This window comes from Pseudobdellovibrionaceae bacterium, from assembly GCA_023898385.1.
Taxonomy (GTDB): domain Bacteria; phylum Bdellovibrionota; class Bdellovibrionia; order Bdellovibrionales; family UBA1609.
Genome location: CP060220.1, coordinates 697933 through 720256 on the forward strand (window position 1 = coordinate 697933; position 22324 = coordinate 720256).

The window sequence follows — 22324 nt, forward strand, 5'->3', positions numbered from 1 at the left end:
CATCGGAGGCTGGATAATTGATGAGAAGGATATTTAACTTTTTCAAAATTGCGAGTTTGGTAATTTTTTTGGGACTTGTCGGCCTTTTATTTGTCTTTATCCTACAAGGTAGAAGTGAATATCAAAAGGCTTGGTCAAATTCTAATGTTTCTTCAGTTCCTTCCTCACCACAGTTTGAATTGGTAGCTAAGAATGCAATTGATTTTAAAACCACAAAAAATATTTTGATTCAATTGAGTGTTGCCAACTTGGTAAAGAATGGAGATGTTGAATCGCGCCCATCAGCCGTAAAACAGAGTCAAATTTTATTGGCACCCTATATCTATCTGTTTGCAGATGGTGAAGAGTCCTATATGCGAATTTTTCATTATGGTTATTTTGGGGCTACCAATAATATTGGAGACCCTTTGTTTGGGGTTGAGTCGATGTCTCAACAATTATGGGGAATAAAACCTCAAGCTCTAACGGTGGCTCAATCTGCTTTGCTGGTGGCTATGAGTTGGTCGCCATCGTATTTCAACCCATATAAACATCCAGATCGCGTAATAGAAAAGAGAAACAAAATTCTTCAGATGCTCGTTGAGAAAGATATTATTACTTCCGAAGCATCCCAACTAGCACGAAATGAGCCACTGGGACTCGTTAAAAAATGATGCTAGAATTTAAGAAGGCAAATTTAATTTTTGTAGTTTCAATTTTCTTTGCCTTACTAAGCTCGTCTTTTATTAATCTTTACTGTGATGACGGAAGCCTAATGGCATCTTTAGGTTGGAATAACTCGTATGATGATTCTTTCGCATTGGTATTTTTTCTGTTTCCTTTGCTGCCATTTTTAATAAGTCGCGTTTTATTAATAAAGAAACCAATAAGTTTGATCGAAGTCTGCTACTTCCCAGCGGCTTTGGTTGTTGGCCTCATGATGTTGGCAACTGACTATCCGTTACATGCTTCTATTGCGGCGACTTTTAATTATGGTACTATTTTGGACAAATTTTCTCTGTTCAGTTATATTGTGTCTTTAGTTTTACTTCTTTACACTTATTTTAGTTTGGTTTTGGAAAGAGCAATTTATTTAATAAGAATATTTCGGTCGGACAATTCAAAACCCTTCGTTTGAACCACAATCGTTTTTGAAGAGGTTAAAAAAAATGAATGAAGTCAAACTACTTAGACTCCTCTGTGGGACAATGGGTCAAAAGTTTTAGAAAGATCAATTTTCATACAGAATTTTCTAAGCTATCTATAGTCATTATGAGTCAGTCATTTGTTATTTTGAAATTACCTAAAGAAATTGATGAATTCTATACTCTTATTAAGTGGGTTGAGAAATCTATTGAGGGTAATCCCAAGGTAAAATCAATCCTTGAGTGCGAGGATGAAATTAGAGAATTTACTCGCTCTCTTGATGGCCTTGCCCCGACGATAGATGTATATCCAAAAGATATTGAAGTAAAATTGACTGTCGCCGAAACCACTCCTAGTTGGCAATCCATATATTGTTGTAATAGGAATCTTGTCGAAGTTGATTTTGGTATAGAGCAGTCTTTTTTAGATCGAAAAGGGAAAAGTTTTGAAAAAAAATTACTTTCACTAGCCGAAAAACTCGGACTCTATGTTATCTATGACTCTGAAATAGTAATAGGTCAAAAGCTTCAAGTAGATCCAAAAAAATCTCCAGATTATCGAGAGAATAAAGCAAAGGTAAAAGTCATTGAGAATCTACCAAAGCTTTCAGAAAAATTTAACTCTGTAATAGAAGCAAGTGTGACATTGACTCATCCGATTAAATATAAATTCGTCGATCATTTTCAACATCCACGAATCGGAATTATTTGTGCAGACGAAGACTATGCCAATGTCTATAGAAGTTTTGACAGATTTTGTTCGGGTCTTTATTTACACTTAAGAAAGGTCACAAAGTCTGATATTAACTTTCAAATTCTGAAAGCAAGCCAAGTAAAAGAATGACAGTTTTAGTCTAGGATTGAAAGTTAGCGATCCCACTGAGTGTAAGGGAACAGCATTATTTTTCAGAAGTATATTTAAATTTGAATAATCAATAACTAATTTATGGAGGTTTTATTGCGAAAAAGACTTATCGCAATGCTATTGCCTCTTTTCTTCATCACTCCTTCTGCAAATGCGTTTATTGATCCAACAGGACCAGCTCAGGTTATGTATCTGACAAAAATTCTGTTGGAAAACTACAAACGCTATCAGCAGCTCAGAATGATGATGGATCAGGCAAAAAATTCAGATAACTATTTTAGAACGATTCACCAGGGACTTGAAAATATCACAGGGCTTTTAGAAAGCCTACCAATTGAAGATCAAGGCGTGCTTAAAGAGCTTCGAGACTTCAATCGCTCCCTAAAAACGGTAGCGACGCTTTATGGTCAAATTCCAAAGTCTCCCGAAGAGGCATTGCAGGAGCTCCACGACCAAACTGTGGCTGAGTCGCTTCGTATGGTAAACTCATTTAAGGATTTTTCTAAATCCCAGGAAAGCAATTCAGATTCTCTTCGGATTCAGAGTGAATCGGCGTCTCCAAAGGGAGCTGCAAGGTCGGCGGCCATTTCAAATGCTTTGATTCTTAAAAGTATCAATCAATTGATTCGGCTTCAGAGTCAGAGTTTAAAAATGCAAAGTGAACAACTTGCCATGAGAAATCGGCAAGATAAAAACTCGGTATCTTCCTATCAAGAGGTTGACCGCAGTCTTGGTCTGGCCTTTAAGAACTTTAAACGTGAGAAAGGTTTTTTAAAATTTTAAGTGTTTGACCAACTCGCGGTTGTTGCGAAGGATATTCGCGGGGAAGTTTTTGAACTTTATTGGATATTACTTGTGCCCCTTGTGCTTCTGTTAATCATCTTAGAATTTTTCAAGGGTAAGCAAGACAATATCGACGTTTTTGATATTTTAAGGCGCGTTGTGATCTCAATGCTTCTACTTTTCTCCTTTGATTATACAATCAATGTCATTGGGATGATTGGCGACGGCATTATAGATAAAATTGACAAGATCACTGATGTCTGGGAAGTCCTGAAGAATTTGGGGCCAAATTATCAAGATTCATCAAGTAGTATGTTTGATTTGAGAGGACATATTCTGTATGTCTTTGCACTTGTCGCTTACATTATCGCCTATCTTGGCTTTTTTGTAGCGGAAGCATTGACCCACTTTGTTTGGGTGGTGCTTTTTACGGTGTCACCCTTGATGATCTTGGCTTATGTTCCAAAATCTACAGCCAATGTGACGGCAAATCTTTATAAAGGTCTGGTAAAAGTCATCATCTGGAAAATTCTTTGGACGGTTTTAGGTGTGCTTTTGTTAAAGCTCGCTATGAACCCCGTACAAGGTGGGCTTGAAGACTATCTGCTGTCGATCATTCTTAATCTTTGCATTGGATTAAGTATGCTTTTTATTCCCATTGCAACTCGCTCACTCATCAATGACGGAATGGAAAGTGCGGCTTCAGCTTTGGCCTCTGCACCAGCAATGGCAGCAGCGACAACGGCGAAGCTATATGCAACAAAGATGATTAAGCAAGGTGCTGCAAAAACCTGGGGAGCTGGAAAATTTGCAGCCAAACCACTGACAAATCCCATCAGTGGCCGAGTCAGTCGGTTTAGAGAAAAGATTGAGCCGAAATTTCAAAACTTTAAGAATGAATACGCAGATATTAATTCTCTTGGGTGGAAGCATCGAAAAAATCAAGAAAAAATATATAGGGCACATGGAATGTCCTATGAAAATCCAAATAAACGTAATGGAGGTAAATCATAGTGAAAGTAAAAAACGAGGTAAGATTTAGATGAAGAAAAGCCCAGCTTTAAATGCTTGGGCAGATATTAATTCATTACTTAGAACACACAAACTCATCAACGCAGGGCTTATCTTGGTCTGCGTTCTACAATTGTTCATAATTGGACTCATGTGTTTTTCTGATCCTATTGTGGTGGTTCAATCAGAAAATTCACAGAGCTATTATGGCGGCAAAAGGGCGAATGTTTCCATTTCCGAAAAAGCTGTGGAGGGGTTCGTTGCTGACTTTTTAAAACGTCGCTACGAATGGACAGAGCTTGATCCAATGACAATGAGAAAAAGTCTTTCTCCTATCGTCACGGATGGACTCAATGCCAAACTGTTTGAGCTGGTTACTTACTTAAAAGATAAGGAGTTTCAAGGTAAGAAAACCTCGCAATCTATTGTCAATATTGAAGTGAATGTCACAGACGACAAGGTTATTGCCAGTTTTGACAAGCTATTAAAAATTGAAGGCATTCCTATTCCAGTTCCAACAACTGTGTCTTTGAATATCATCAAAGGGTCAGCAAATGTTTGGAATCCGATTGGTTTGTACGTCAATGGCATCAAAGAGCATCAATCGAAGTGAAAATGATTCTGTTTTGGGTCAGTTTTTCACTTTTGTGTGTGCCAGTGTCTTTTGCCGGAGGAATTAGAACAGTCAACGTCAATGATACAAAGATGCAGCCCATCCTACTTAGGATGGGTAAGGCATCTGTCTTGAGGTTTTCAGAAAAGCCAAAAAAAGTGGTAATTGGTAATCAAAATTATTACTCGGTGGAGTTTATTGAGAATGATTTGACGATTCAGCCTCTTGGCGATGTGGAAACAAATCTTTTCGTCTATACGCCTTATCACACCTATGGATTTATTTTAAAGGTGTGTCATGGCTGTGACTACGATGATTTGGTCTATGTAAAATGGAAATCAAAATTCTCACCCGTAAAGAATCCGCCTGTGAAAAAAGAAAACCCAGGCTTTCAAGCGATAGGGTTAAAATTTGGTATTGAAAAATCACTCAAAGTTCTCGTTGTTAAAACAAGCACTGATTCAGAGAGGTCATTAAGGATGATTGACCTTGAAATCAAATTTGATGGCAAACCAAAAGAAACGCAAAGTCTCACATCGCTGAGATTTGTTGCGACACGCTGCGGTTCTCCACTGAAAGGGCAAGGCTATGTAGTAGAAAAAGATGTACTGAAAACAGGCGAGGTATCTAAAGCTCGTATTTTTCTACCATTGAAGGAAACTAGGGGCTTCACCCTCAATGCTTTCTTAAATGAGAAAACGTCAAAAATCATCGTTGAGAGGAGGTATTTGCAGTGAAATTTCCAAAACGTGTCACAGGCCTTTTTCTTAAAGTTGATGGGACAAAAGATAAGGCTGATAAAAAATCAATTTTTCTTTCTTGTGTTGCAGTTGTTGTTTTTGGAGTCGCTATAACAATGTGGTTAGGGTCCAAGGAAGATACAAGTGTCGTCATTAATTCGACAGTGCCAATAAAAAATGAGAGCAAGAAAACGAGTCAAGAGGCTCAAGGCTCTCCAAAAGTGAATGGAATGCTTGATGCTTCGGCACAGGCCGCTCAAGCTCAGTCTCGAAGAAACCATAGCGGCAGCCCACAACGCTATGTCAAAAATATTGAGTACAAAGCCACTCAAGTTATTGAGCGTAAAGGGCCAGATGGACTAGAGAGAGGACTTCCACTTGGAACAAATCTCGTCGGAAAACTTTTGACGGCCATTGATACAAGGGAGACAGATCAAATCTACAAGGTTTTGCTTCCTTATGGGGGCAAAGACAAAAATGGCGGCAGCGTTCCTAAGAACACGATTGTATTTGGGAAGATCAGCTACCCTGGAATGGGCGAAAAGGTATTTATTCAATTCACTCAAGGCTTACTGCCAGATGGAAGGGAGGTTAAATTGAAAGCACAGGCATTAAACTCAAAAGATTATTCCCCAGGACTTATGGGTGATTTTCATGGGAAAAGAACAGAAAGAATTGCCGCCACGTTGGGGCTAACAATGGTGTCAGCCATGACCGACACTCTCACCGAGCGTGAAGCTCTAGGAAGTGGGGGTTCAAATGGCTCGACTATAGCGGTTGAAGCCACGCCAAAAGCCAATGCAAAGAACGCATTTTATCAGGGCATTTCAAAAGTGAGCGAAATGGAAGCCGGAAGACAGGCATCAGAGTTAAGCGACTCCGAAGAATATGTCACGATTCCTGCGGGTAAAGAAATGATCGTCAACCTTGTTTCTACTTATTACGGTGAACAGCAGTGAGTGAAAAGAAAAATAAAGGCGACGGTTTAGAAAACGCCGTCATTGGCATCGGAAAGAGTTTCATTCTTATTTTTAAAATATGTGGCTTTGGGATTAAAAGAGTCAAATTCAAGAGCATTGATATGTGGGCCACAATAACAATTGTGGCAAGTCTTTTTTCTATATTGTTGCTTGGGTCAACGAATTATCTCGAACAAGGAATGAAGTTTTTCTTTGGTGATCCTCTGACTTTTTATTTTCGACTGTTCTTTTATTTATCAGAAGCCAGTCAGTATATGACATTGATGACTTTGTTCTTTGTCGGCTCGCTGGTGTTTTTTGGTTTTAAAGAGTTTAGAAAATATGCGGTCTTTCAAAAGGCCATCGACCGTGCTGGATTAAAAACAGCAATGGGTGAAAATCCAAAGGTTAAAGCAATCATTCCCACTGGTGAAAACCGCAGCAAAGTGATTGTAGAAACTTTTGGTGTTGGTCTTGGCAAGTTTGAGGCGCAGAAAGACAGTTTAACGGCGGGCTTTAGGCAAACAGTAGAAAGCATTAATTTGGCAAGTGACAAAGGAAAGGTAGAAATACACCTCTGCGAGCGCGATTTACCGAATGTGGTGGGGTTCCATGAGCTATACGCCCATGTGAAAGAACCTTACTCATTTATCATTGGACAAAGCCTTAAAGGGCCAATGGTGCAACCAATACGCTCTCTGCCCCATTTGCTGATTTCAGGGGCCACAGGTGGAGGGAAATCAGTGTTTTTCCGCTCAACCATGCTTTCGTTGCTGAAAAGCTCTCCGCATATTCAACTCTACCTACTGGACCTTAAGCGAGGTGTGGAAGTCAAAGAATTTGCGGAACTTCCCAACGTAAAAACGGCCAAGGATGAAACCGAGGCGACCAATATCTTAGGGGCATTGGTTAAAGAGATGAATCGTCGCTACAAATTTTTAGAGGACAAAGGACTCAAATCAATTGATCCCATGAGGGATAAGTTAGATTTGATTGTCGTTGGTGTCGATGAGGCGGCGGCGTTATTTGGTAAAAAATCAAATGCTCTTGCCAGTCAACACATTGGAGAGTTAGCACGTTTGGCAAGAGCCGCAGGGATTCATTTGATTCCCTCCACGCAAAAGCCAGTGAAAGAAGCCATTTCGACTGAGACATTGGATAACTTGCCAGGGAGAATGACATTTAGAATGATTTCCTCGGCGGCTTCTAACGTGGCAATGGGTGGAAACCTTGCGAAAAAACTTCCTGCCATCAAAGGGCGAGCGATGTGGACCAATGGCAGCGACCATCAGCAAGTACAGGCACCTTATCTTGATGACGATGCAATGAAAGAAGAATTGAAAGTGCTTAAAGATGAGTTTGACAATGGCGAGCGGAAGAATTTTCAGCCACTATTGGAATCCTCTAACTCATCTAAAATTGATAATGCAAACGAAGATAATTAATTCAAGTAAAAAAGTCTCGAAAGTGATTCTAGGTGATCGTGACTTTAGAATACTTTGTTTTCTGTTTGAAAACAAAGTTGCCACCAGGAATCAAATCAATAGGTATTTTTTTGGAGGTATATCAAAAGATACTGTTAATAGAAGACTTAGGAAAATCTTATCTTTAGGGCTGATATGTAGAATGTCTTTGAATGCAGGAAGAGAAGTCACATACTGCTATTCTCTGACACAAAGAGGACTGACAAAAATCAGGCCACTACTACCATATAGTGTAAAGGGAAAAGCAACTCTAAGTGAATGTCTGATCCACGACACCGCTTTGGTAGATATTCGCAAAGTTTTTGAGAAACAAATATCAGTTCAGCATTACTTCACTGAAAATGTGCTTCAATCGTGTGTCGATTATCAAGACAACGAAGAGTTACATCCATTTGTTGAGCTGAATAGTGATGCTGTGGCTTTTGTGGATTCAAAAGTTGGAGTCCTTAAATTGGCTATAGAGTTTGATACCACACACAAAAGTAAGGTGCGATATGGAAAGAAGGTGGATGAATACTATTGCAGAAATGGTGTTGATGGAGTGCTTTATATCTGTATGGAGAAGTACAATTTGAGAGGTCTGCAAAAGGTAGATCAACAAGTGGCAACCCGTCATGGTAGCAAGCCAAAGATGTACTTTTCACTGTTCAGTAATGTCATCAATGCTGAGAACGAACTGATTTTCAAAAACGCAAATGGGTCGGTCTTTCGGGTCAAGTAGTCGTCAGATGACTGCTCTCGACTTCCGCTCTCAACGTGATCTCGATGAGAGCGGTATTAAAATGGTAAGTATTTAATTTGATTGATTTTGGACAACTGAAAATCAGAGCAGTCCGAAATATGGAGCTAATTTGTATAAACAATGTAACAAGGAGAATATGTATAAAAAATAAAATATTGATGAGTTTAATTATTGGAAGCGTGATGCTATCAGGATGCGCTTCAATGAAGGAGTCTCTTGTAACTGGTGTCGGTGTTGGAGCCGCAGCAGGAGCAATTGGAGGTTCTATTTCAAATAGAGAAGATCAAGGAAAAGGGGCATTAAATGGTGCTTTAATCGGAGCCGCTATTGGTGGAATAAGCAGCTATATTATTCATGGCAGCTTAGAGAAGCGTGATGCTACAACCAGAAAACAGACACTTCTTAATTTAGATAAGTTTTCTGTGTCTACCCCACAAAAAGGTGGCGGCGGTGTTCAAGACTTTAGACTGTCAGCACCTGATGTAGATAAAGAGTGCTTTGATTGGGAGGTCAAGGGCGACAAGCTGGTTCAACAGCATTGTGTCTGGACAATTAATGGTAATTCTTTTTGGACGCCTTCAAAGGACTAACATAGATGAATTTATCTAAAAATGATTTAGCTTTAATGAAAATTGTCTCTTTGGGAATTTTAATTCTTTGTGGAATTTTTGTTTTGGAATCTATTGAAAAGTCCAAGCATGATACAAGCCTATTAGAAGAAGCTAAGATTAGCAATTCGGAGTGCCAAGAGAAAGTTAAGATTGAAAGGAAGAACTCTTTCAATGAGGGGTTTTATAGGGCCTTTCAAATTACTTTGAGTCCTCAATTCAAACAAAATGAGAACCAAAAAGATGAAAATCGTTAAGCGGATTTTACTTGGAGATAACCAGGCAAGCTCGGTCACTCAACTGACCGAAAAGTTGAGACAGGATTCTTGTAAAGTCGATGCATCGAAAGTTGTAAACGAGATTCTGGAACTTTTCTTTAAGAAGTATGAATCAACGGAGTTCAAAACTTTAAGAGAAAAATTCTTTGATAAGAAAAACTATCTCAAGCAGCTCATTAGTCATGCCTCAAGTGACGAAATTGACGAGTCAATTAAACAGTATTTAAGCCAAACAAGGCCCGTCAAAAAACGTGGCAGGAAATCAAAGTCATCAAATATCCCAATAAATAATGAAGAAGCTGCAAGCTCCTGAAGAGTATTGGCGATTAGATGATGAAGAGAAAAAGAAATTACTTAACCAATGCGGCCCTGATGGGCCGCTTAATTCTGTTGTGCCAAATCATTTGCTTGGACTAAACATTTCTGACCAGTGCGATGTCCACGATTTCATGTTTTCAAAGGCACAAAATAGTGAGGATTTTAAGGAGGCTGATAAGGTGTTTTTAAAGAACATGATGACGCATATCGAAAATAACCCTAGCTCGCTCTCTATTTGGCGTAAAATGCTCGCTTATATCTATTTTGGCGCAGTAAGGATATATTCATGGTTTCAGAAATAAATGACTTGATAGTAGATAAAATATCTACTATCATAAGGAGGAAATATTGGCTGGAAGTGCTGTGGAATTGAAGAGAAAGATTCTGGATAAAATTGAAGTTGAGATGAAAAAAAATGGAATGAGCCAAGGTGAACTTGGCCGACAATTGGGTGTGAAACGAACTGATATAAATAGATACTTAAGGGGTACAAATACTGCCGTCAGTCTAGAACGTATTATTGAGATGGCCGAAACAGTTGGTTTGGAAATTGATGTGACAATAAAAAAGAAGAAAGGATAACTCATACCCAACGAAGATTTGGGAAGAGATTGTCGGAGTTGCGATACATTTAAAAAATGGAACCAATTCCATAAAAAGAAAACTGGTCAAAATGGATATGATAGTCGCTGCAAGAAATGTCAAAGAATAGAAAGAGTGACAAGAAACAAATTGGTGAAAGAAAAAATGAAATCCAAGAAGACAATGATTATAGACAGCGAAAAATTGACGGTAGAATCTGTTCTTGTGGGTCAACCAAACCGGAAAACTGTTGATGAGATTTCGATGATTATTGCAAATTCCTATAAAAACCGAGGGATTGCCAATGGCTAGAAAAAGATTGAGTCATAAAGAAATCAAAAGGTTAGTTTTGAAAGTTGTTGCTGATTGTAAGGCCATTGCTGACGATCACGTTAAAAGCTGGAAGCCTTTTGATAAAAACTGGTCTACAATTGAAGGGGCTGTATATTTAAGACTTTCGGATGATACACAAGTTGCAGTAGAAAGAGGGTCTTTAGAGCAGCAGATTCACATTGCAATTGCAGAGTCTCAGTATCGTTCAGAACAAGAGCGAGTCAATTATCGAATCACAGAATTTTATATTGAGCCTGGTATTACTGGAACCCATGATAATCGACCTGAATTTATTCGACTGCAACACAACATAGGACTTAAAAAACATCGCTTCATAATTTTTAAGGAAATTTCTCGATTAGTGAGAGATGTTGAAATTTGGAAGCGATTCTTTAAATTGTGTCAAACTTATGATTGCGAAATTTGTATTCGTGGGTTGCCTTTTAACCCAAATGATCCCGCATCCATTTTGCAGCTCGATCAGTTAGCTGCCTATGCTGAATTTGAGTCCCGTACTACGTCAAAAAGAATTAAGGAGAGCAACCACTCGGCATTAATCACTTCTGGAAAGTTTAATGGGAATTTTCCGTTATTAGGGTTTGATGTTGTAAAAAATGAACATGGGGAAAGTACAGGTGTCTTTAAACCCAATAGTAAGGAGCTTAAACAAGTCGGACTGATAATGTCTGAGTTTTTAAAGGTTGATCGGTATACTACGATTATTGACTGGTGCAAACAGAGAAATATCAAAAACAAGCGAGGAAAAGAATTTAATCGTGCAAGCATTAAGGCATTGCTTACAAATCCTCGATATATTGGAAAATGGTATCGCAATAAACAAAACAAAGGGAAAAGGCAGAATAAATTGATGCCTTATGACCGATTCACTGAGATTCAATTTGATTATGGCTGTGTTGTAGATCAAAAACTATGGGATAAGGTTCAAGCCAAAGTTATGGAAATGGATAATTCAAGAGCGAAGGGAACAAATCGTTGCTATCCACTTTCGGGTTTGCTTGAGTTTACGGATGGCTCCAGATTTGCGGGAAGCGGAGCTTGGGGGAACAGTTATAAATCTACCTATTATTACAATAAGGACAATAACATCAGGGTCAAAACTGATATTTTTGAGGGAGAAGCAGAAAAAATTCTTAATCAAATATACTCAGGTGCTTCTGATTACCAAAACAGCATTGCCAATTATATAGGCAAGAAGGACAATACTCTGTCTGTGACTAGGGAAAAAATTAATGAGGTTGATTTGTTATTAGAGGAAATCAAAGCCAAAAGAGCAAAGCTCGATAGTCGGCTTAGTTTTTTGCTCGAAGACGATGACTTGGAAATGGCTCGATCATTTAAGAATGAGTACAAAAATCAGTTCGTCGCCTTGAAAAGCGAAAAAGAAGAACTCAAAAGCAAAAGGAACCAGCTTCAATTACTGGAAAAACAGCTTCAAGAAGCGCAAGGATTTGGTGAAGAAAAGCAGCTAAAAATCGTGGCTGAAGCCTTAAATTTCGTCAAACAAAAGGACTTGGTATCTCTCAAGTCCATCTATAAAAAATTGTTTCAAAAAATCATTGTCCAGCCTCTGGACAGCTCCAAAGTTCAATTAAAATTTATTTTTCGGGAAGCGTCTTCAACCCTTGGCAGGGTTGAGGACATATTCTGCATATTGGTAAAAATGGTGGAGCTGACAGGGATCGAACCTGCGACCTCAACGCTGCCAGCGTTGCGCTCTCCCAGCTGAGCTACAGCCCCTTATTCGACTTTTGAAGCGTGATATTTAGCCAGGGTGGCTTGCTGTGGCAAGGAAATAATATTTTATTGAAATCCTCGGTGCTTAGCGCATTAATAGGACTTCTGACTTATTTTCAACTCTGACTCTCTCGAGAGCAGGAGAATTATTGGAGGCGACTGTTATGATCGTGCAGGCAGCAAGTGCTAAGAGATATTTGACAACATGGGTCATTGGGGCGGCATTGCTTTTTGCTAGTGGCGCTCAAGCGAAGGATTTAACAAACCGTTTGGGCGTGGGGTATACGGACCAGTTTTCGGTGTCCTTGCCCAGTCTTGCCGTTCAATATTATCCCAACCCTCAAATCGGGTTGTCGGCAGCTCTTGGTGTCGACACGGTGGAAAATGATTCGAAGTTTGGATTTATGGTGAAGCTTTATCGCATTGTTTTTATGGAAGATAACATGAACTTCTATATGGGAACGGGTGCTGGCCTTATCAGCGACGAAGACAATGGAAACACCGATACCGGTTTTGAGCTCAACGGCTTTGTTGGAGGTGAGTTCTTTTTGCCTGGCCTTGATAGTCTGGGCCTTAGTTTTGAAGCGGGTATTGGCGTATCGTCCGTATCCAGCGCTGTTCGGTTTCGCACTTTTGGTGACCATCCCCTTAGAGCGGGCATGATCTTTTACTTTTAATGAGGTGTATTTATTATGAAAAAACGTATTCAAAGTGAGTCGGCACCAGCTCCAGTAGGGCCATATTCACAAGCTATTTCGGTGAACGGATTTTTGTATTGCTCAGGGCAAATTGCCATCGACCCAAAAACAAATGAAGTGCTCAGAGGCTCGGTGACCGATCAGGCCCGTCTTTGTATGGAAAACGTAAAGGCCGTCCTTGGAGCTGCAAATTTAACTTTTGATAATGTCGTTAAGACGACGATATTTCTCACAAACATGGAAGACTTTTCTTTAGTCAATGAAGTGTATGCTTCTTATTTTGGCGAGGTGGCTCCGGCTCGGTCGACCGTGGCCGTGTCGGCTTTGCCAAAGGGCGTTGATGTGGAAGTGGAAGTCATAGCCCATCACAATTGATCAAACTTTATGGGGCGCTACTTACTTTGGGCCATATTTATTGGAGTGCTGTTGTTGTTCAGTTGGGACTTTTACCATCGAGCACTCACTTTAAGAGCGGAGCGACCCACATCCTGGGGGGAAGATCACTCTGCCGATTGTGCCATTGTTCTTACTGGCGGCCCAGGTCGGGTTGCTGAGGGGTTTTCTCTTTTAGCGCAAAGACAAATAAAGAAACTGATTATTTCTGGCGTTTTCCCAAAAGCAAAGTTGCGAGAAATTTTTCCGCAGTGGCCCTACTATGGACAACTAGATGAGCAAGACGTGGTGCTAGAAAAACGATCGCGCACCACCTACGGGAATGCGCTTCAGTCGTTGCCCATTGTTGAGGCTTTGCACTGCAGGGACTTGGTGCTCATTACCACCCGCTTGCATATGCCACGAGCTTTAAGCACATTTCGAGCGGCCTATCCTGAGAACTTTCCCATATACCCCCGCTCGATCATTCGCAATTCTTACGTTCCCTCCTGGCAAAGCGTCACAGTTGAAGTGGTGAAGTCCATGTTTTATGACCTTTGGGTGTACTAAAGGTCATCCTCCTTTTGAGATCCACAGAGCTTGTGTTGTAGCTTCAAAAACACAGCGGTTTGAGTCAGGTAAATTGCCGTTGCTTTCCCACTGGACCTCGACGTTTTGGTAGTTGCAGGCCACTTTATTATATAGAGATTCAAACCGTTAAGTCCCCCGCCGAATTGGCCGATACGGTATCAAGAGGGGAATTTCTGTGGCAAGAATTGCAAATGCACTAATAGGGCGAGTTGACAGTGTGGGCCGGAAGGTCATCGACAACATTGAATACACAGTACAGGTGTTGTTAATGATTTATCTTTCGGTGAGAGCGGCCTTTGTCGATCAAGCCCAAGGGATGCGAACGATATTCAGCGTGATATCAGCACAGATTTATTTCACCGGTTTTCAAGCCATGCCCATTGTGACAAGTCTGGCTCTTGCTTCTGGCGGAATTGTAATCATGCAGTCCACGGCCCAGCTGAATTTGCTTGGCGGCGTTGACAACATAGGAAACTTGCTTGTGGTTATCATCGTTCGCGAAGTGGGGCCGCTTCTAACGGCCCTAATCGTTATTGCTCGTTCGGGCACGGCCGTTGCCTCTGAATTGGGTAATATGCGCGCCAATCGAGAAATCGACGCCCTTGAAGTGATGGGGATTGATCCGCTCAGTTACATTGTGTTTCCTCGTATTTTTGGCGGAGTCATCAGTGTCATCTGTCTTGCCTTTTACTTTGTTGCCATCGCCCTACTTGGCGGATTTGTTGTGAGTCGACTCACAACAGAGATGTCTTTTGCCTTTTACATAGACTCTTTGGCTCAGGCTTTTGCTGCCGAAGATGTGCTTTTATTTTTACTAAAAAACACCTTTAGCGGGGCCATTATTTTTGCCATTTGCTCTTTTCAGGGGCTTTCTGTGAAAAAGAGCCCCCATGAAGTGCCACAAGTTACCACAAAGGCCGTGATGAAAAGTATAATTTATGTGATCGGGTTCAATTTGACGGTGACAACGTTGTTTTACCTCAATCAATTGCGAAAACTGGGAGTGTTTTAATGGCGAACTTTCCCGTGTTTCAAGATCTTCAATTTAAAGACCTTTCATTGGCTTTTGAAAACGACCAAGTGTTATTCAATGACGTCAATGTGCAGTTGCCACTTGAAGAAATAGCTTGGATTCGGGGAGCCAGTGGCGAGGGAAAATCTCAATTGTTAAAAATTATGACGGGACTTTTGATGCCAACAAGGGGAGATTTTTCAATCAATGGCCAGGGCGTAGGGCAGATGTCTTTTTCTGAAATGCTGCCCTACCGATTGAAGATGGGTTACAGCTTTGATTACGGAGGTCTTTTAGCCAACCGAACGATCCATCAAAATCTTTCGCTCCCATTAATGTATCATAAGATTTTTAGTGAAGATGATGTGAACCAAAGAGTTCATGCCATGCTTGAGAGGTTTTTACTGAGTGATGCGGCAGACCTGCGTCCATCAGAAGTCACTGGCGGTAGTCGAAAGGCGGCATGTGTAGCCCGAGCTTTTCTGGCTGATCCTGAAATGGTGTTGTTAGATGAGCCCACCATTGGTTTGCGAGCAGAGGCGCAGACGATTTTAGCGGACCTTATATTAGAGCAAAGACAGCGCGGAACACTAAAGCATGTCTATGTGGCCAGTGCCAATGATGCATTCATGGAACCACTGGCAACAAAAGTGATTGAAATCAGCAATAAAAAATTGGTTTGTAAACCGTCTGTGGGTGTGGTCGCTCCACTCAGGAAGGTGGCAGAGGGATGAGAATAAAATTTAACAAATTCGAAAGAGTCGCTGGAGTCTTTGTGCTTACAGCTGTGGTGGGGTCGGCTGTGGCCACTGTGGGAATCGCAGTCAAAAAAGGATGGTTTTCATCGAAAATCAGATTTGAGACCCGAATTGAATCTGCTGATGGTTTGCACTCGGGGACAGTGGTCAACGTGGCTGGTCTTCGAGCCGGCTCCGTATCTGAAGTGGAACTGCTCTCTGCCGACGAAGTTCTAGTGAAGTTTGATGTGTTTGAGAAGTTTCATGGTCGAATCAGAGAAGATAGTCGGGTTCGGGTGCTACGCCCATTCATTATTGGTGAGAAGGTTCTTGATATCACCGTGGGGAACGAGAGTCATCCTATGGCAAAGCCAGGGGCCGTGCTGGCTTCAGAAAACACTGTGGATATGATGGACCTAATGAGCGGCAAGAAGTTGGGTCCTCTTTTAGGGACACTAGAGGGGCTTATGGAGAATATGAAAATCTTAGCCGAAGCCTTTGCCGACACAAGGCGAACGCAAGCCTTCGTAGACATGTTCGATGCTCTCACGCCATTGATTAATAATATGAATCAGACCTTTGAGAAAACCCCGCGCCTGTTGGGCAACTTTAACGATATGGCCATTGAAGTGGCTCGTATGGTGAACCAATTAAATAAGGTCATGCCGCAGATTCTTGAGGAGGCCCCAGAAATGGCTCATCAAGTGCAGGCGGTGATGTTGCATCTAAATACATTGTTGTCCACCCTGGAGCCGGCCATAAAAGAAGTGGGTCCGGAGTTGCCGCAGGCATCCTTGCGAGCTCTTGAAGCGCTCAACGAGGCCGTCATAGTACTTAAGGCCATGCAAAAAACATTCATGCTGCGTGGAAGTGTAGAAGATGTGAAAGAAGAAGAAAACAAACGAAAGCCTGCTGAAGAATAATTATGAGCTCAGAAGCGAGAAAGCAAAATCAAGTGATCTTTAATCCCAAAGCTCTTGGGCAGTCTCTTTGTGAAATGGGGATGGAGGTCATTTCTGCCGACATGCAACAGGTGGTGAGTCGCTGGTTTCATAGTGAATTTGATGTGGATCTCTTTGTTTGGGAAGATGAGCGCAAAAATATTATTAAGCAACAGGTGTGTTTTTGTGGGCAGGTGGTGGAGTGGAATATCGTCGAAGGGATCCGCACCGGTTTTATCATTGACGAAGAGACGGACAGCGAAGGTCATGCAGAGAGTCAGAGTCGTGTAAAAAATGAACCACCGTCATCCACATCCAGTGAGGTGATTATCTACGACGATGAGCTACAAGGGGCAGCGCTGAGACAGGCCATCGAGCTTCTCCAATACTCAGACCAAATTAAGGCCGATGATCGCTTGATTCTTGTCAATAATTTCATCCACGCGCCGCAGATGGACAAAATGAATCCCAAAGAAGTGTTGAAGCAATTTGGGAAAACTCCAAAGGGTTCCTCTGTCAGCTGGTGGCAAAAACTCCTTAACTTCTTGTCCTCGTAATTTTTTGCGGTGATAATGCCGCATGCTCACCTGGGATCTATTTAAAAATTACCTTCTAAGTCCGCGCACAGGATCATTGATCCGGGTGATCTCTCGTTTATGTATATTCGGAATCGGTGTGAGTGTTTTTGCTTTGATTTTAGTCATGAGTGTGATGAGTGGGTTTCATCGTAACATCAAGCAAAAGTTGCTGGCGGTCGAGCCCCATTTGGTTGTGACAAACTTAAAAGGCCTGCAAGATCAGGTGGTGGCCGAGATCAGCAAAGAGCCCGGTGCTGAATACCATAGTTTTGAACAGCAAGATGTTATCCTTCGCACAGTGGACGGCCTTTTCGGTGGAGCCGTAGCCAATGGACTTGAATCCCCGGCGATGGAGCAGTTTTTAAAACGGGCTGAAAAATTCTCCAACCATAGAAAATCCAGTATGGAAGATGATCTGGATCTGTCGGCGCTGGCACCTGGAGAAGTGTTAATGGGCGTAGATTTGGCTCACAGCTTAGGTGTTTTGTCTGGGGATGAGGTGGTGGTGGTGCCACCGGAGTCTTTGTTGTTGCCGGCCGGTGAGGTTCCTGAGTATGCGCGTGTGCGGGTAAAAAAACTCCTTTCTACGGAGCTCTCAGATATTGACTCGCAAATGATTTACTATGGATTGGGTCAAACGTTCCAGCGATTTGGGAATACGGCTAGCCGACAAACGGGGATTATGGTGCGCCTTAAACATTCGGAAAACTTTAAGCCCTTACAAGGTCGGCTTCAAAAGCTGGGCGTCACAGTGGAATCGTGGGTGGATCGAAACTCCACCTTGTTTTTTGCTCTCACCCTTGAAAAATATGCCATCGCAACCTTTTTAGGGCTGAGTGCTCTCATTACCAGTTTTTCGATTATCACAGTGCTTGTGTTGTTAGTGACCCACAAGCGTGGCGATATTGGCATGTTGAAGGCAATGGGTCTTTCTCGGCGTAAAACGAGACGTGTGTTTGCTGGGATTGGGCTGCTTCTTTCTGCCATCGGCCTTGGAGGAGGTTTACTGCTCGGTGTGGCGGTGGCATCTTTTTTAAAAGCCTATCCATTAAACATACTCCCAGATATTTATTATGATTCATCGATCCCCGCCGAAGTGGATGTGGCCACTTTGATTGTAGCCACCATTGGCGCCATTTTAGTGGCGGTGGCGGCAGCGTGGATACCCTCTCGCATTGCCGCACAAGAAAGTGTGGTCGATGGACTTCGGGCGGACTAAGCTGAAACTTCAAAGTCACGAAGGGCGTCAGTTAAAGATGTTTTCTTGTCTGTGCTTTCGGTTCGTTGGCCAATGATCAAAGCGCAGGGGGTTCCGTAACTTCCTCCAGGGAAATCTTTCATTCGTGTGCCAGGTATGACCACAGAGTTTTTCGGAACACGACCCACATAGGTGGATCCCTCTTTTTTAGTGACATCAATGATTTTGGTGCTGGCTGTGATGGTCACGCCCGCTCCTAGAACAGCACCCTCTTCAATATGGGCGCCTTCGACGACTATACAACGACTGCCCACAAAAACATTGTCTTCAATGATAACGGGATTGGCCTGCAGTGGCTCAAGCACGCCGCCAATGCCCACGCCGCCAGAGAGATGCACATGCCGCCCGATCTGCGCACAAGATCCCACTGTAGCCCAAGTGTCCACCATGGAGCCTGATCCCACATAGGCGCCTATGTTGACATATGAGGGCATTAAGATGGCCCCACTTTCAACAAAAGCCCCTTTTCGAACAAGGGCGTGGGGGACCACTCGCACACCTTCCTCGCCTGTCCACTCTTTTAGCGGGATTTTATCCACAAAGTTTAAGTCGCCAGCCTCGATCACTTTCATTTTTCTCTGGCGAAAATACAAAAGGATCGCCTTTTTTAGCCACTGGTGAGTGACCCATTTTCCATTTTCTGAGCTGGCGACCCGCACCTGGCCCTTATTTAAAAGTTTAATGGCATTTTTAATATCGTCATGTTCTTGTTCTTCAAGTTCGCTTAAGTCCTTCAGTGTAGTTGATTTTTCAAAAATGGAATGAATTCTAGATTCAAGTTCAGTGACGTCGATTTTTTTACTCATGGATATTTCCTTTTATTTAAAAACGATCTTCAGTGGTTTTAAGGGCTTCAGCAATAGCGGGTACGTGGATTTTTAAAATTTCTTTTGCCGGGAGCTCTCGCTGAATTTCATAGGTTAACGTGGGCATATCGCGTTCAAGTCCGCAGTAGGTTCCGAGACACCCCGGCGTGGGATAGCCAATAGAATCTTTGATTTCATAGCCTGTGCGTTTAGAGATAATTTCGGCCTCTGGTTGGCAGTTGCCATTGGTGTTGAGAAGGGGCTTCCATGAATGCAGGCTTATGATCAGCTGGGGTTTGTGTTTATCAAGCCAGTTCACCAGGGCCTGGTTTTCGGGCTCTGAGTTGGCACTCAGGCCTGGAAAGTATTTTTCTTCAGCCACTTCACTTGTCCAATCATTGGTGGGCAAATTTCGATTCAAATCCACCCCTTGAGCATTTTTGCGACGGCACCGTATGACACCATCGGTGTTAAACATGGGGATCAGGGTGAGTTGTAGGCGATAGGTGAAAGAAGAATAAAACATATTCACAAGTCCACCTGAGGCAATGACACCTTCACTTTCATCACCGTGTACACCGCCAAGGATAAGGACTTTGGGGCCACTGCTGCCAAATCGATGTCCCACAATGGGGAGGCCGAGGCTTGTTTGACCAAATATAAAACTTTTCACTGCTGACTCCGTCGTGTAATGTCGTCGCTATGAAAACCCAAGAAGAAATTGTGGTCAAGAAGTTCGGTGGAACCTCTGTGGGTTCTTTGGAGCGCATTGAAGCTGTTGCCGACCGCGTGGTGGGAGACATTGAAAAAGGTCAAAAGCCCATTCTTGTGGCCTCAGCCATGTCGGGAGAGACCAACAGGCTTGTGCGTCTGGCTAACGAAATAAACCCCCACTATCGTGGTCCAGCCTATGATATGCTGCTGGCATCGGGTGAGCAGGTGTCTATTGCTCTTTTGGCCATGGCTCTTAATAAACGGGGAGTGGAGGCTAAGCCGCTTCTCGCGCATCAGTTAGGGATTCAGACAGATTCTATTTTTTCTAAGGCAAAAATCCAAAGTGTGGATAGCGAAAAGCTTTTGGGGTTGGTGGCACGGGGCGTTGTTCCTGTGGTGGCCGGCTTTCAAGGAGTGGCTTCTGGAGACTATATCACAACTCTGGGGCGCGGTGGGTCTGATACAACGGCTGTGGCATTGGCCGCTGCCATTGGGTCATCGATATGTGAAATCTATACGGATGTCCCAGCCATTTTCACTGCCGACCCCCGGCTTGTGCCCAAAGCCAAAGAGATCAAGCGGCTGAGCTTTGATGAAATGATGGAGATGGCTTCATTGGGATCAAAAGTATTGCACTTTCGATGTGTGGAGTTAGCAGCCAAATTTAATGTGAGAATTCATGTGCGCTCCACCTTTGAGCCTCGTGAGGGCACATGGGTGGAATCAGAGGAGGAAGGTATGGAAGATCCAGTGGTGTCGTCGGTCACACACGATGCCAATACAGCCGTGTTAAAGATATTTCCAGTGCCCCACGGGGTGAAGTTTTTAGCTGAACTGTTCTCAAAACTTGCTGAAAAAGGGTTGATTGTCGATATCATTACCCAGAGTCAAAATGAAGAAGGTCAGCGTCTAGCGTTTTCTGTTCCCGAAGAAGACATTTTACTCACCCTCGATATTGTAAAACAGGTTTTAGGTGAGGGATCAGAAATTGTGGTCATGGAGAAAATGGCAAAAATTTCCACTGTGGGCGTGGGTATGAAGAACCACCCCGGTGTGGCGGCCCGTTTTTTTAACACCTTAAATCAATTGAACATCGAACCCCAGCTGGTCACCACATCTGATATTAAAATCAGTGCGGTGGTGCCACTGAATGATCTGCAAAAGGTAGCTAATTCATTGCACACCGAATTTGGGTTGGATGCATAAGGGGATGGCGCTTGGGCTTTTATTGGTCTGATAATGAACTCAAATGCAAGCAGGACCACAAGGTTTACTCGGTTGCCGAGATTGTTGAAGGCTTAACTGACCCCATTTATCTGTACGATCTTGTGGGATTGCGCCACCGAATGAGTGTTTACAAAGATCAGGTGGGCAAGAAGGGTCATGTGCATTATGCTGTGAAAGCCAACGACCATCCGCGCATACTTAAAGAATTTGTTGATGCTGGTTTTGGGGTGGACGTGGTGTCTGGTGGGGAGTTTAGTAAATGCTTGGCCGCCGGATTTTCGCCAGCTGATATTGTATTTTCAGGAGTTGGGAAAACTTCTGAGGAAATTACTTTAGCCATCAGTGAAGGGGTGGGGCAAATAAATATCGAATGCCCTCAAGAGTTAGAGCGAGTGGCTTTTGTGGCAAGCCATTTAGGCAAGAAAGTGTCCGTAGCCTTTCGCATGAACCCTGACGTGGATGCCGAAACCCACCCCTATATAAAAACAGGGTTTAGAGAAAACAAGTTCGGCATGGACCGCAGTTTCTTACCTGAACTTGAGCGGATTTTGGCGGCTAATAGCAGGCATTTAGAGCTTCGAGGTTTGACCATTCACATTGGATCCCAGATTCGTTCGGTGAAGCCCATGGTGGAAGCGGTAGAAAAAACATTGATTGATTTCGAAGTGCTTCGGCGCAGAGGCTTTAATCTTTTGTCATTTGATGTGGGTGGCGGCATTGGCATAGACTATGAAAGTGAAGATCTAGAGGCGGATGAGACCTTCATTCAAGAATACTTAAAAAAAATTCGTGAGGTTTTAGATCCCGTTGGTTGTGAAGTGGTGTTTGAGCCCGGTCGATCTTTAGTGGCGCGATTTGGTGTTTTACTTGGTGAAGTTCAGTATATTAAAAAAACTCCCTTTAAAACTTTTGCCATTCTCAATACGGGCATGCATCACTTGATGAGACCAGCCCTCTATGAAGCTCATCATAGAATTGTACCTGTAAAGGCTCGTCCAGAGGGGAGCGCTGAGCTTTACGATGTGGTGGGGCCCATTTGTGAATCCGCCGATGTGCTGGGGCGAGAGCGGATGCTTCCGAGTCTCAGTCAAGGAGACTGGTTGGGCATTATGGATGCGGGTGCGTATGGTGCCGTGATGGTTTCTGATTACAATTCACATAGGCGGCCCGAAGCGGTGTTTGTTGGAGATTAATT

The 22324-nt window shown here is 42.6% G+C and carries 27 protein-coding genes, 1 tRNA gene and 2 pseudogenes; 27 read left to right on the plus strand and 3 right to left on the minus strand.

Annotation, left to right across the window (positions count from 1 at the left end):
* The first annotated feature begins 20 nt into the window (after positions 1-20).
* The 17 genes and pseudogenes from H6626_02880 to H6626_02960 all read left to right on the plus strand — a co-directional run bounded on the left by H6626_02880 (position 21) and on the right by H6626_02960 (position 11395).
* Positions 21-653, plus strand: a complete 633-nt coding sequence (locus tag H6626_02880) for a transglycosylase domain-containing protein (protein USN48052.1) — start codon at positions 21-23, stop codon at positions 651-653.
* Between the two features lie 499 nt (positions 654-1152).
* Positions 1153-1968 (plus strand): hypothetical protein, encoded by an 816-nt coding sequence (locus H6626_02885; GenBank protein USN48053.1) that lies wholly within the window; start codon positions 1153-1155, stop codon positions 1966-1968.
* A 114-nt stretch (positions 1969-2082) separates the two neighbouring features.
* Complete coding sequence (locus tag H6626_02890; GenBank protein ID USN48054.1) at positions 2083-2772, plus strand: hypothetical protein; 690 nt, start codon at positions 2083-2085, stop codon at positions 2770-2772.
* On the plus strand, positions 2773-3786 hold the full coding sequence (locus H6626_02895) for a hypothetical protein (protein USN48055.1): 1014 nt from the start codon (positions 2773-2775) through the stop codon (positions 3784-3786).
* Between the two features lie 28 nt (positions 3787-3814).
* Positions 3815-4396, plus strand: coding sequence for a hypothetical protein (locus H6626_02900; protein ID USN48056.1), 582 nt, complete (start codon positions 3815-3817; stop codon positions 4394-4396).
* Between the two features lie 2 nt (positions 4397-4398).
* A complete protein-coding gene (locus tag H6626_02905) occupies positions 4399-5133 on the plus strand; it encodes a hypothetical protein (GenBank protein ID USN48057.1) in 735 nt (244 codons plus the stop codon).
* The gene (locus tag H6626_02910; GenBank protein ID USN48058.1) at positions 5130-6095 is read left to right on the plus strand and encodes a hypothetical protein; all 966 of its coding nucleotides are present in this window, start codon (positions 5130-5132) and stop codon (positions 6093-6095) included. The genes H6626_02905 and H6626_02910 overlap by 4 nt, the downstream gene beginning before the upstream one ends.
* 122 nt (positions 6096-6217) lie before the next feature.
* The gene (locus tag H6626_02915) at positions 6218-7540 is read left to right on the plus strand and encodes a DNA translocase FtsK (GenBank protein USN48059.1); all 1323 of its coding nucleotides are present in this window, start codon (positions 6218-6220) and stop codon (positions 7538-7540) included.
* Positions 7521-8300, plus strand: a complete 780-nt coding sequence (locus tag H6626_02920; GenBank protein ID USN48060.1) for a replication-relaxation family protein — start codon at positions 7521-7523, stop codon at positions 8298-8300. The genes H6626_02915 and H6626_02920 overlap by 20 nt, the downstream gene beginning before the upstream one ends.
* 77 nt (positions 8301-8377) lie before the next feature.
* Positions 8378-8911, plus strand: coding sequence for a hypothetical protein (locus H6626_02925; protein USN48061.1), 534 nt, complete (start codon positions 8378-8380; stop codon positions 8909-8911).
* A gap of 5 nt (positions 8912-8916) precedes the next feature.
* Positions 8917-9186 (plus strand): hypothetical protein, encoded by a 270-nt coding sequence (locus tag H6626_02930; GenBank protein USN48062.1) that lies wholly within the window; start codon positions 8917-8919, stop codon positions 9184-9186.
* Positions 9173-9520, plus strand: coding sequence for a hypothetical protein (locus H6626_02935; protein ID USN48063.1), 348 nt, complete (start codon positions 9173-9175; stop codon positions 9518-9520). The genes H6626_02930 and H6626_02935 overlap by 14 nt, the downstream gene beginning before the upstream one ends.
* Positions 9498-9827 (plus strand): hypothetical protein, encoded by a 330-nt coding sequence (locus H6626_02940; protein ID USN48064.1) that lies wholly within the window; start codon positions 9498-9500, stop codon positions 9825-9827. Before H6626_02935 ends, H6626_02940 begins: the two co-directional genes overlap by 23 nt.
* A 46-nt stretch (positions 9828-9873) precedes the next feature.
* Positions 9874-10107 (plus strand): helix-turn-helix transcriptional regulator, encoded by a 234-nt coding sequence (locus H6626_02945; GenBank protein ID USN48065.1) that lies wholly within the window; start codon positions 9874-9876, stop codon positions 10105-10107.
* A 165-nt stretch (positions 10108-10272) separates the two neighbouring features.
* Complete coding sequence (locus tag H6626_02950) at positions 10273-10419, plus strand: hypothetical protein (GenBank protein ID USN48066.1); 147 nt, start codon at positions 10273-10275, stop codon at positions 10417-10419.
* Positions 10412-10981, plus strand: a pseudogene (locus tag H6626_02955) (recombinase family protein). The gene H6626_02950 and the pseudogene H6626_02955 overlap by 8 nt, the downstream one beginning before the upstream one ends.
* 141 nt (positions 10982-11122) lie before the next feature.
* Positions 11123-11395 (plus strand): annotated as a pseudogene (locus H6626_02960) (recombinase family protein).
* A 727-nt stretch (positions 11396-12122) separates the two neighbouring features.
* Here the strand turns inward: H6626_02960 and H6626_02965 are convergent.
* A tRNA-Ala gene (locus tag H6626_02965) sits at positions 12123-12198 on the minus strand.
* 161 nt (positions 12199-12359) lie between these two features.
* Between H6626_02965 and H6626_02970 the strand changes: the two genes are divergently transcribed.
* The 8 genes from H6626_02970 (at position 12360) to H6626_03005 (ending at position 18343) form a co-directional block, all read left to right on the plus strand.
* On the plus strand, positions 12360-12872 hold the full coding sequence (locus tag H6626_02970) for an organic solvent tolerance protein (protein ID USN48067.1): 513 nt from the start codon (positions 12360-12362) through the stop codon (positions 12870-12872).
* 15 nt (positions 12873-12887) lie between these two features.
* Positions 12888-13268, plus strand: a complete 381-nt coding sequence (locus H6626_02975; GenBank protein ID USN48068.1) for a RidA family protein — start codon at positions 12888-12890, stop codon at positions 13266-13268.
* Positions 13269-13277: 9 nt separating this feature from the next.
* Positions 13278-13835: a YdcF family protein gene (locus H6626_02980; protein USN48069.1), complete on the plus strand. Its 558-nt coding sequence runs from the start codon at positions 13278-13280 to the stop codon at positions 13833-13835.
* Positions 13836-14124: 289 nt separating this feature from the next.
* Complete coding sequence (locus tag H6626_02985; protein USN48939.1) at positions 14125-14868, plus strand: ABC transporter permease; 744 nt, start codon at positions 14125-14127, stop codon at positions 14866-14868.
* The gene (locus H6626_02990) at positions 14868-15602 is read left to right on the plus strand and encodes an ATP-binding cassette domain-containing protein (protein ID USN48070.1); all 735 of its coding nucleotides are present in this window, start codon (positions 14868-14870) and stop codon (positions 15600-15602) included. The genes H6626_02985 and H6626_02990 overlap by 1 nt, the downstream gene beginning before the upstream one ends.
* Positions 15599-16528 (plus strand): MCE family protein, encoded by a 930-nt coding sequence (locus tag H6626_02995; protein USN48071.1) that lies wholly within the window; start codon positions 15599-15601, stop codon positions 16526-16528. The genes H6626_02990 and H6626_02995 overlap by 4 nt, the downstream gene beginning before the upstream one ends.
* A gap of 2 nt (positions 16529-16530) precedes the next feature.
* The gene (locus tag H6626_03000) at positions 16531-17103 is read left to right on the plus strand and encodes a hypothetical protein (GenBank protein USN48072.1); all 573 of its coding nucleotides are present in this window, start codon (positions 16531-16533) and stop codon (positions 17101-17103) included.
* 22 nt (positions 17104-17125) lie between these two features.
* Positions 17126-18343 carry an ABC transporter permease gene (locus H6626_03005; protein ID USN48073.1) on the plus strand — a complete coding sequence of 406 codons (1218 nt, stop codon included), beginning with the start codon at positions 17126-17128 and terminating at the stop codon, positions 18341-18343.
* Here the strand turns inward: H6626_03005 and H6626_03010 are convergent.
* Together H6626_03010 and H6626_03015 are read right to left on the minus strand one after the other, a co-directional pair.
* Positions 18340-19188, minus strand: coding sequence for a 2,3,4,5-tetrahydropyridine-2,6-dicarboxylate N-succinyltransferase (locus H6626_03010; GenBank protein USN48074.1), 849 nt, complete (start codon positions 19186-19188; stop codon positions 18340-18342). The genes H6626_03005 and H6626_03010 overlap by 4 nt on opposite strands.
* Before the next feature lie 16 nt (positions 19189-19204).
* Positions 19205-19861, minus strand: coding sequence for a succinylglutamate desuccinylase/aspartoacylase family protein (locus tag H6626_03015; protein ID USN48075.1), 657 nt, complete (start codon positions 19859-19861; stop codon positions 19205-19207).
* Between the two features lie 29 nt (positions 19862-19890).
* On the opposite strand from H6626_03015, the gene H6626_03020 reads away from it, so the two are divergent.
* Positions 19891-21108: an aspartate kinase gene (locus H6626_03020; GenBank protein ID USN48076.1), complete on the plus strand. Its 1218-nt coding sequence runs from the start codon at positions 19891-19893 to the stop codon at positions 21106-21108.
* Positions 21109-21119: 11 nt separating this feature from the next.
* The gene (lysA, locus tag H6626_03025) at positions 21120-22322 is read left to right on the plus strand and encodes a diaminopimelate decarboxylase (GenBank protein ID USN48077.1); all 1203 of its coding nucleotides are present in this window, start codon (positions 21120-21122) and stop codon (positions 22320-22322) included.
* Positions 22323-22324 lie beyond the last annotated feature (2 nt).

Excerpts from the sequence above, each read along its gene's own strand:
- H6626_02990 (USN48070.1), top strand. The coding sequence starts at position 14,868 with ATGGCGAACTTTCCCGTGTTTCAAGATCTTCAATTTAAAGACCTTTCA.
- H6626_02885 (USN48053.1), top strand. The coding sequence starts at position 1,153 with ATGAAGTCAAACTACTTAGACTCCTCTGTGGGACAATGGGTCAAAAGT.
- H6626_03010 (USN48074.1), bottom strand. The coding sequence starts at position 19,188 with ATGAGTAAAAAAATCGACGTCACTGAACTTGAATCTAGAATTCATTCC.
- H6626_02950 (USN48066.1), top strand. The coding sequence starts at position 10,273 with ATGAAATCCAAGAAGACAATGATTATAGACAGCGAAAAATTGACGGTA.
- H6626_03005 (USN48073.1), top strand. The coding sequence starts at position 17,126 with ATGCTCACCTGGGATCTATTTAAAAATTACCTTCTAAGTCCGCGCACA.
- H6626_02995 (USN48071.1), top strand. The coding sequence starts at position 15,599 with ATGAGAATAAAATTTAACAAATTCGAAAGAGTCGCTGGAGTCTTTGTG.
- H6626_03000 (USN48072.1), top strand. The coding sequence starts at position 16,531 with ATGAGCTCAGAAGCGAGAAAGCAAAATCAAGTGATCTTTAATCCCAAA.
- H6626_02905 (USN48057.1), top strand. The coding sequence starts at position 4,399 with ATGATTCTGTTTTGGGTCAGTTTTTCACTTTTGTGTGTGCCAGTGTCT.
- H6626_02920 (USN48060.1), top strand. The coding sequence starts at position 7,521 with ATGCAAACGAAGATAATTAATTCAAGTAAAAAAGTCTCGAAAGTGATT.
- H6626_03020 (USN48076.1), top strand. The coding sequence starts at position 19,891 with ATGAAAACCCAAGAAGAAATTGTGGTCAAGAAGTTCGGTGGAACCTCT.
- H6626_02930 (USN48062.1), top strand. The coding sequence starts at position 8,917 with ATGAATTTATCTAAAAATGATTTAGCTTTAATGAAAATTGTCTCTTTG.
- H6626_02970 (USN48067.1), top strand. The coding sequence starts at position 12,360 with ATGATCGTGCAGGCAGCAAGTGCTAAGAGATATTTGACAACATGGGTC.
- H6626_02900 (USN48056.1), top strand. The coding sequence starts at position 3,815 with ATGAAGAAAAGCCCAGCTTTAAATGCTTGGGCAGATATTAATTCATTA.
- H6626_02980 (USN48069.1), top strand. The coding sequence starts at position 13,278 with ATGGGGCGCTACTTACTTTGGGCCATATTTATTGGAGTGCTGTTGTTG.
- H6626_02880 (USN48052.1), top strand. The coding sequence starts at position 21 with ATGAGAAGGATATTTAACTTTTTCAAAATTGCGAGTTTGGTAATTTTT.
- H6626_02915 (USN48059.1), top strand. The coding sequence starts at position 6,218 with ATGTGGGCCACAATAACAATTGTGGCAAGTCTTTTTTCTATATTGTTG.
- H6626_02935 (USN48063.1), top strand. The coding sequence starts at position 9,173 with ATGAAAATCGTTAAGCGGATTTTACTTGGAGATAACCAGGCAAGCTCG.
- H6626_02940 (USN48064.1), top strand. The coding sequence starts at position 9,498 with ATGAAGAAGCTGCAAGCTCCTGAAGAGTATTGGCGATTAGATGATGAA.
- H6626_02985 (USN48939.1), top strand. The coding sequence starts at position 14,125 with ATGATTTATCTTTCGGTGAGAGCGGCCTTTGTCGATCAAGCCCAAGGG.
- H6626_02975 (USN48068.1), top strand. The coding sequence starts at position 12,888 with ATGAAAAAACGTATTCAAAGTGAGTCGGCACCAGCTCCAGTAGGGCCA.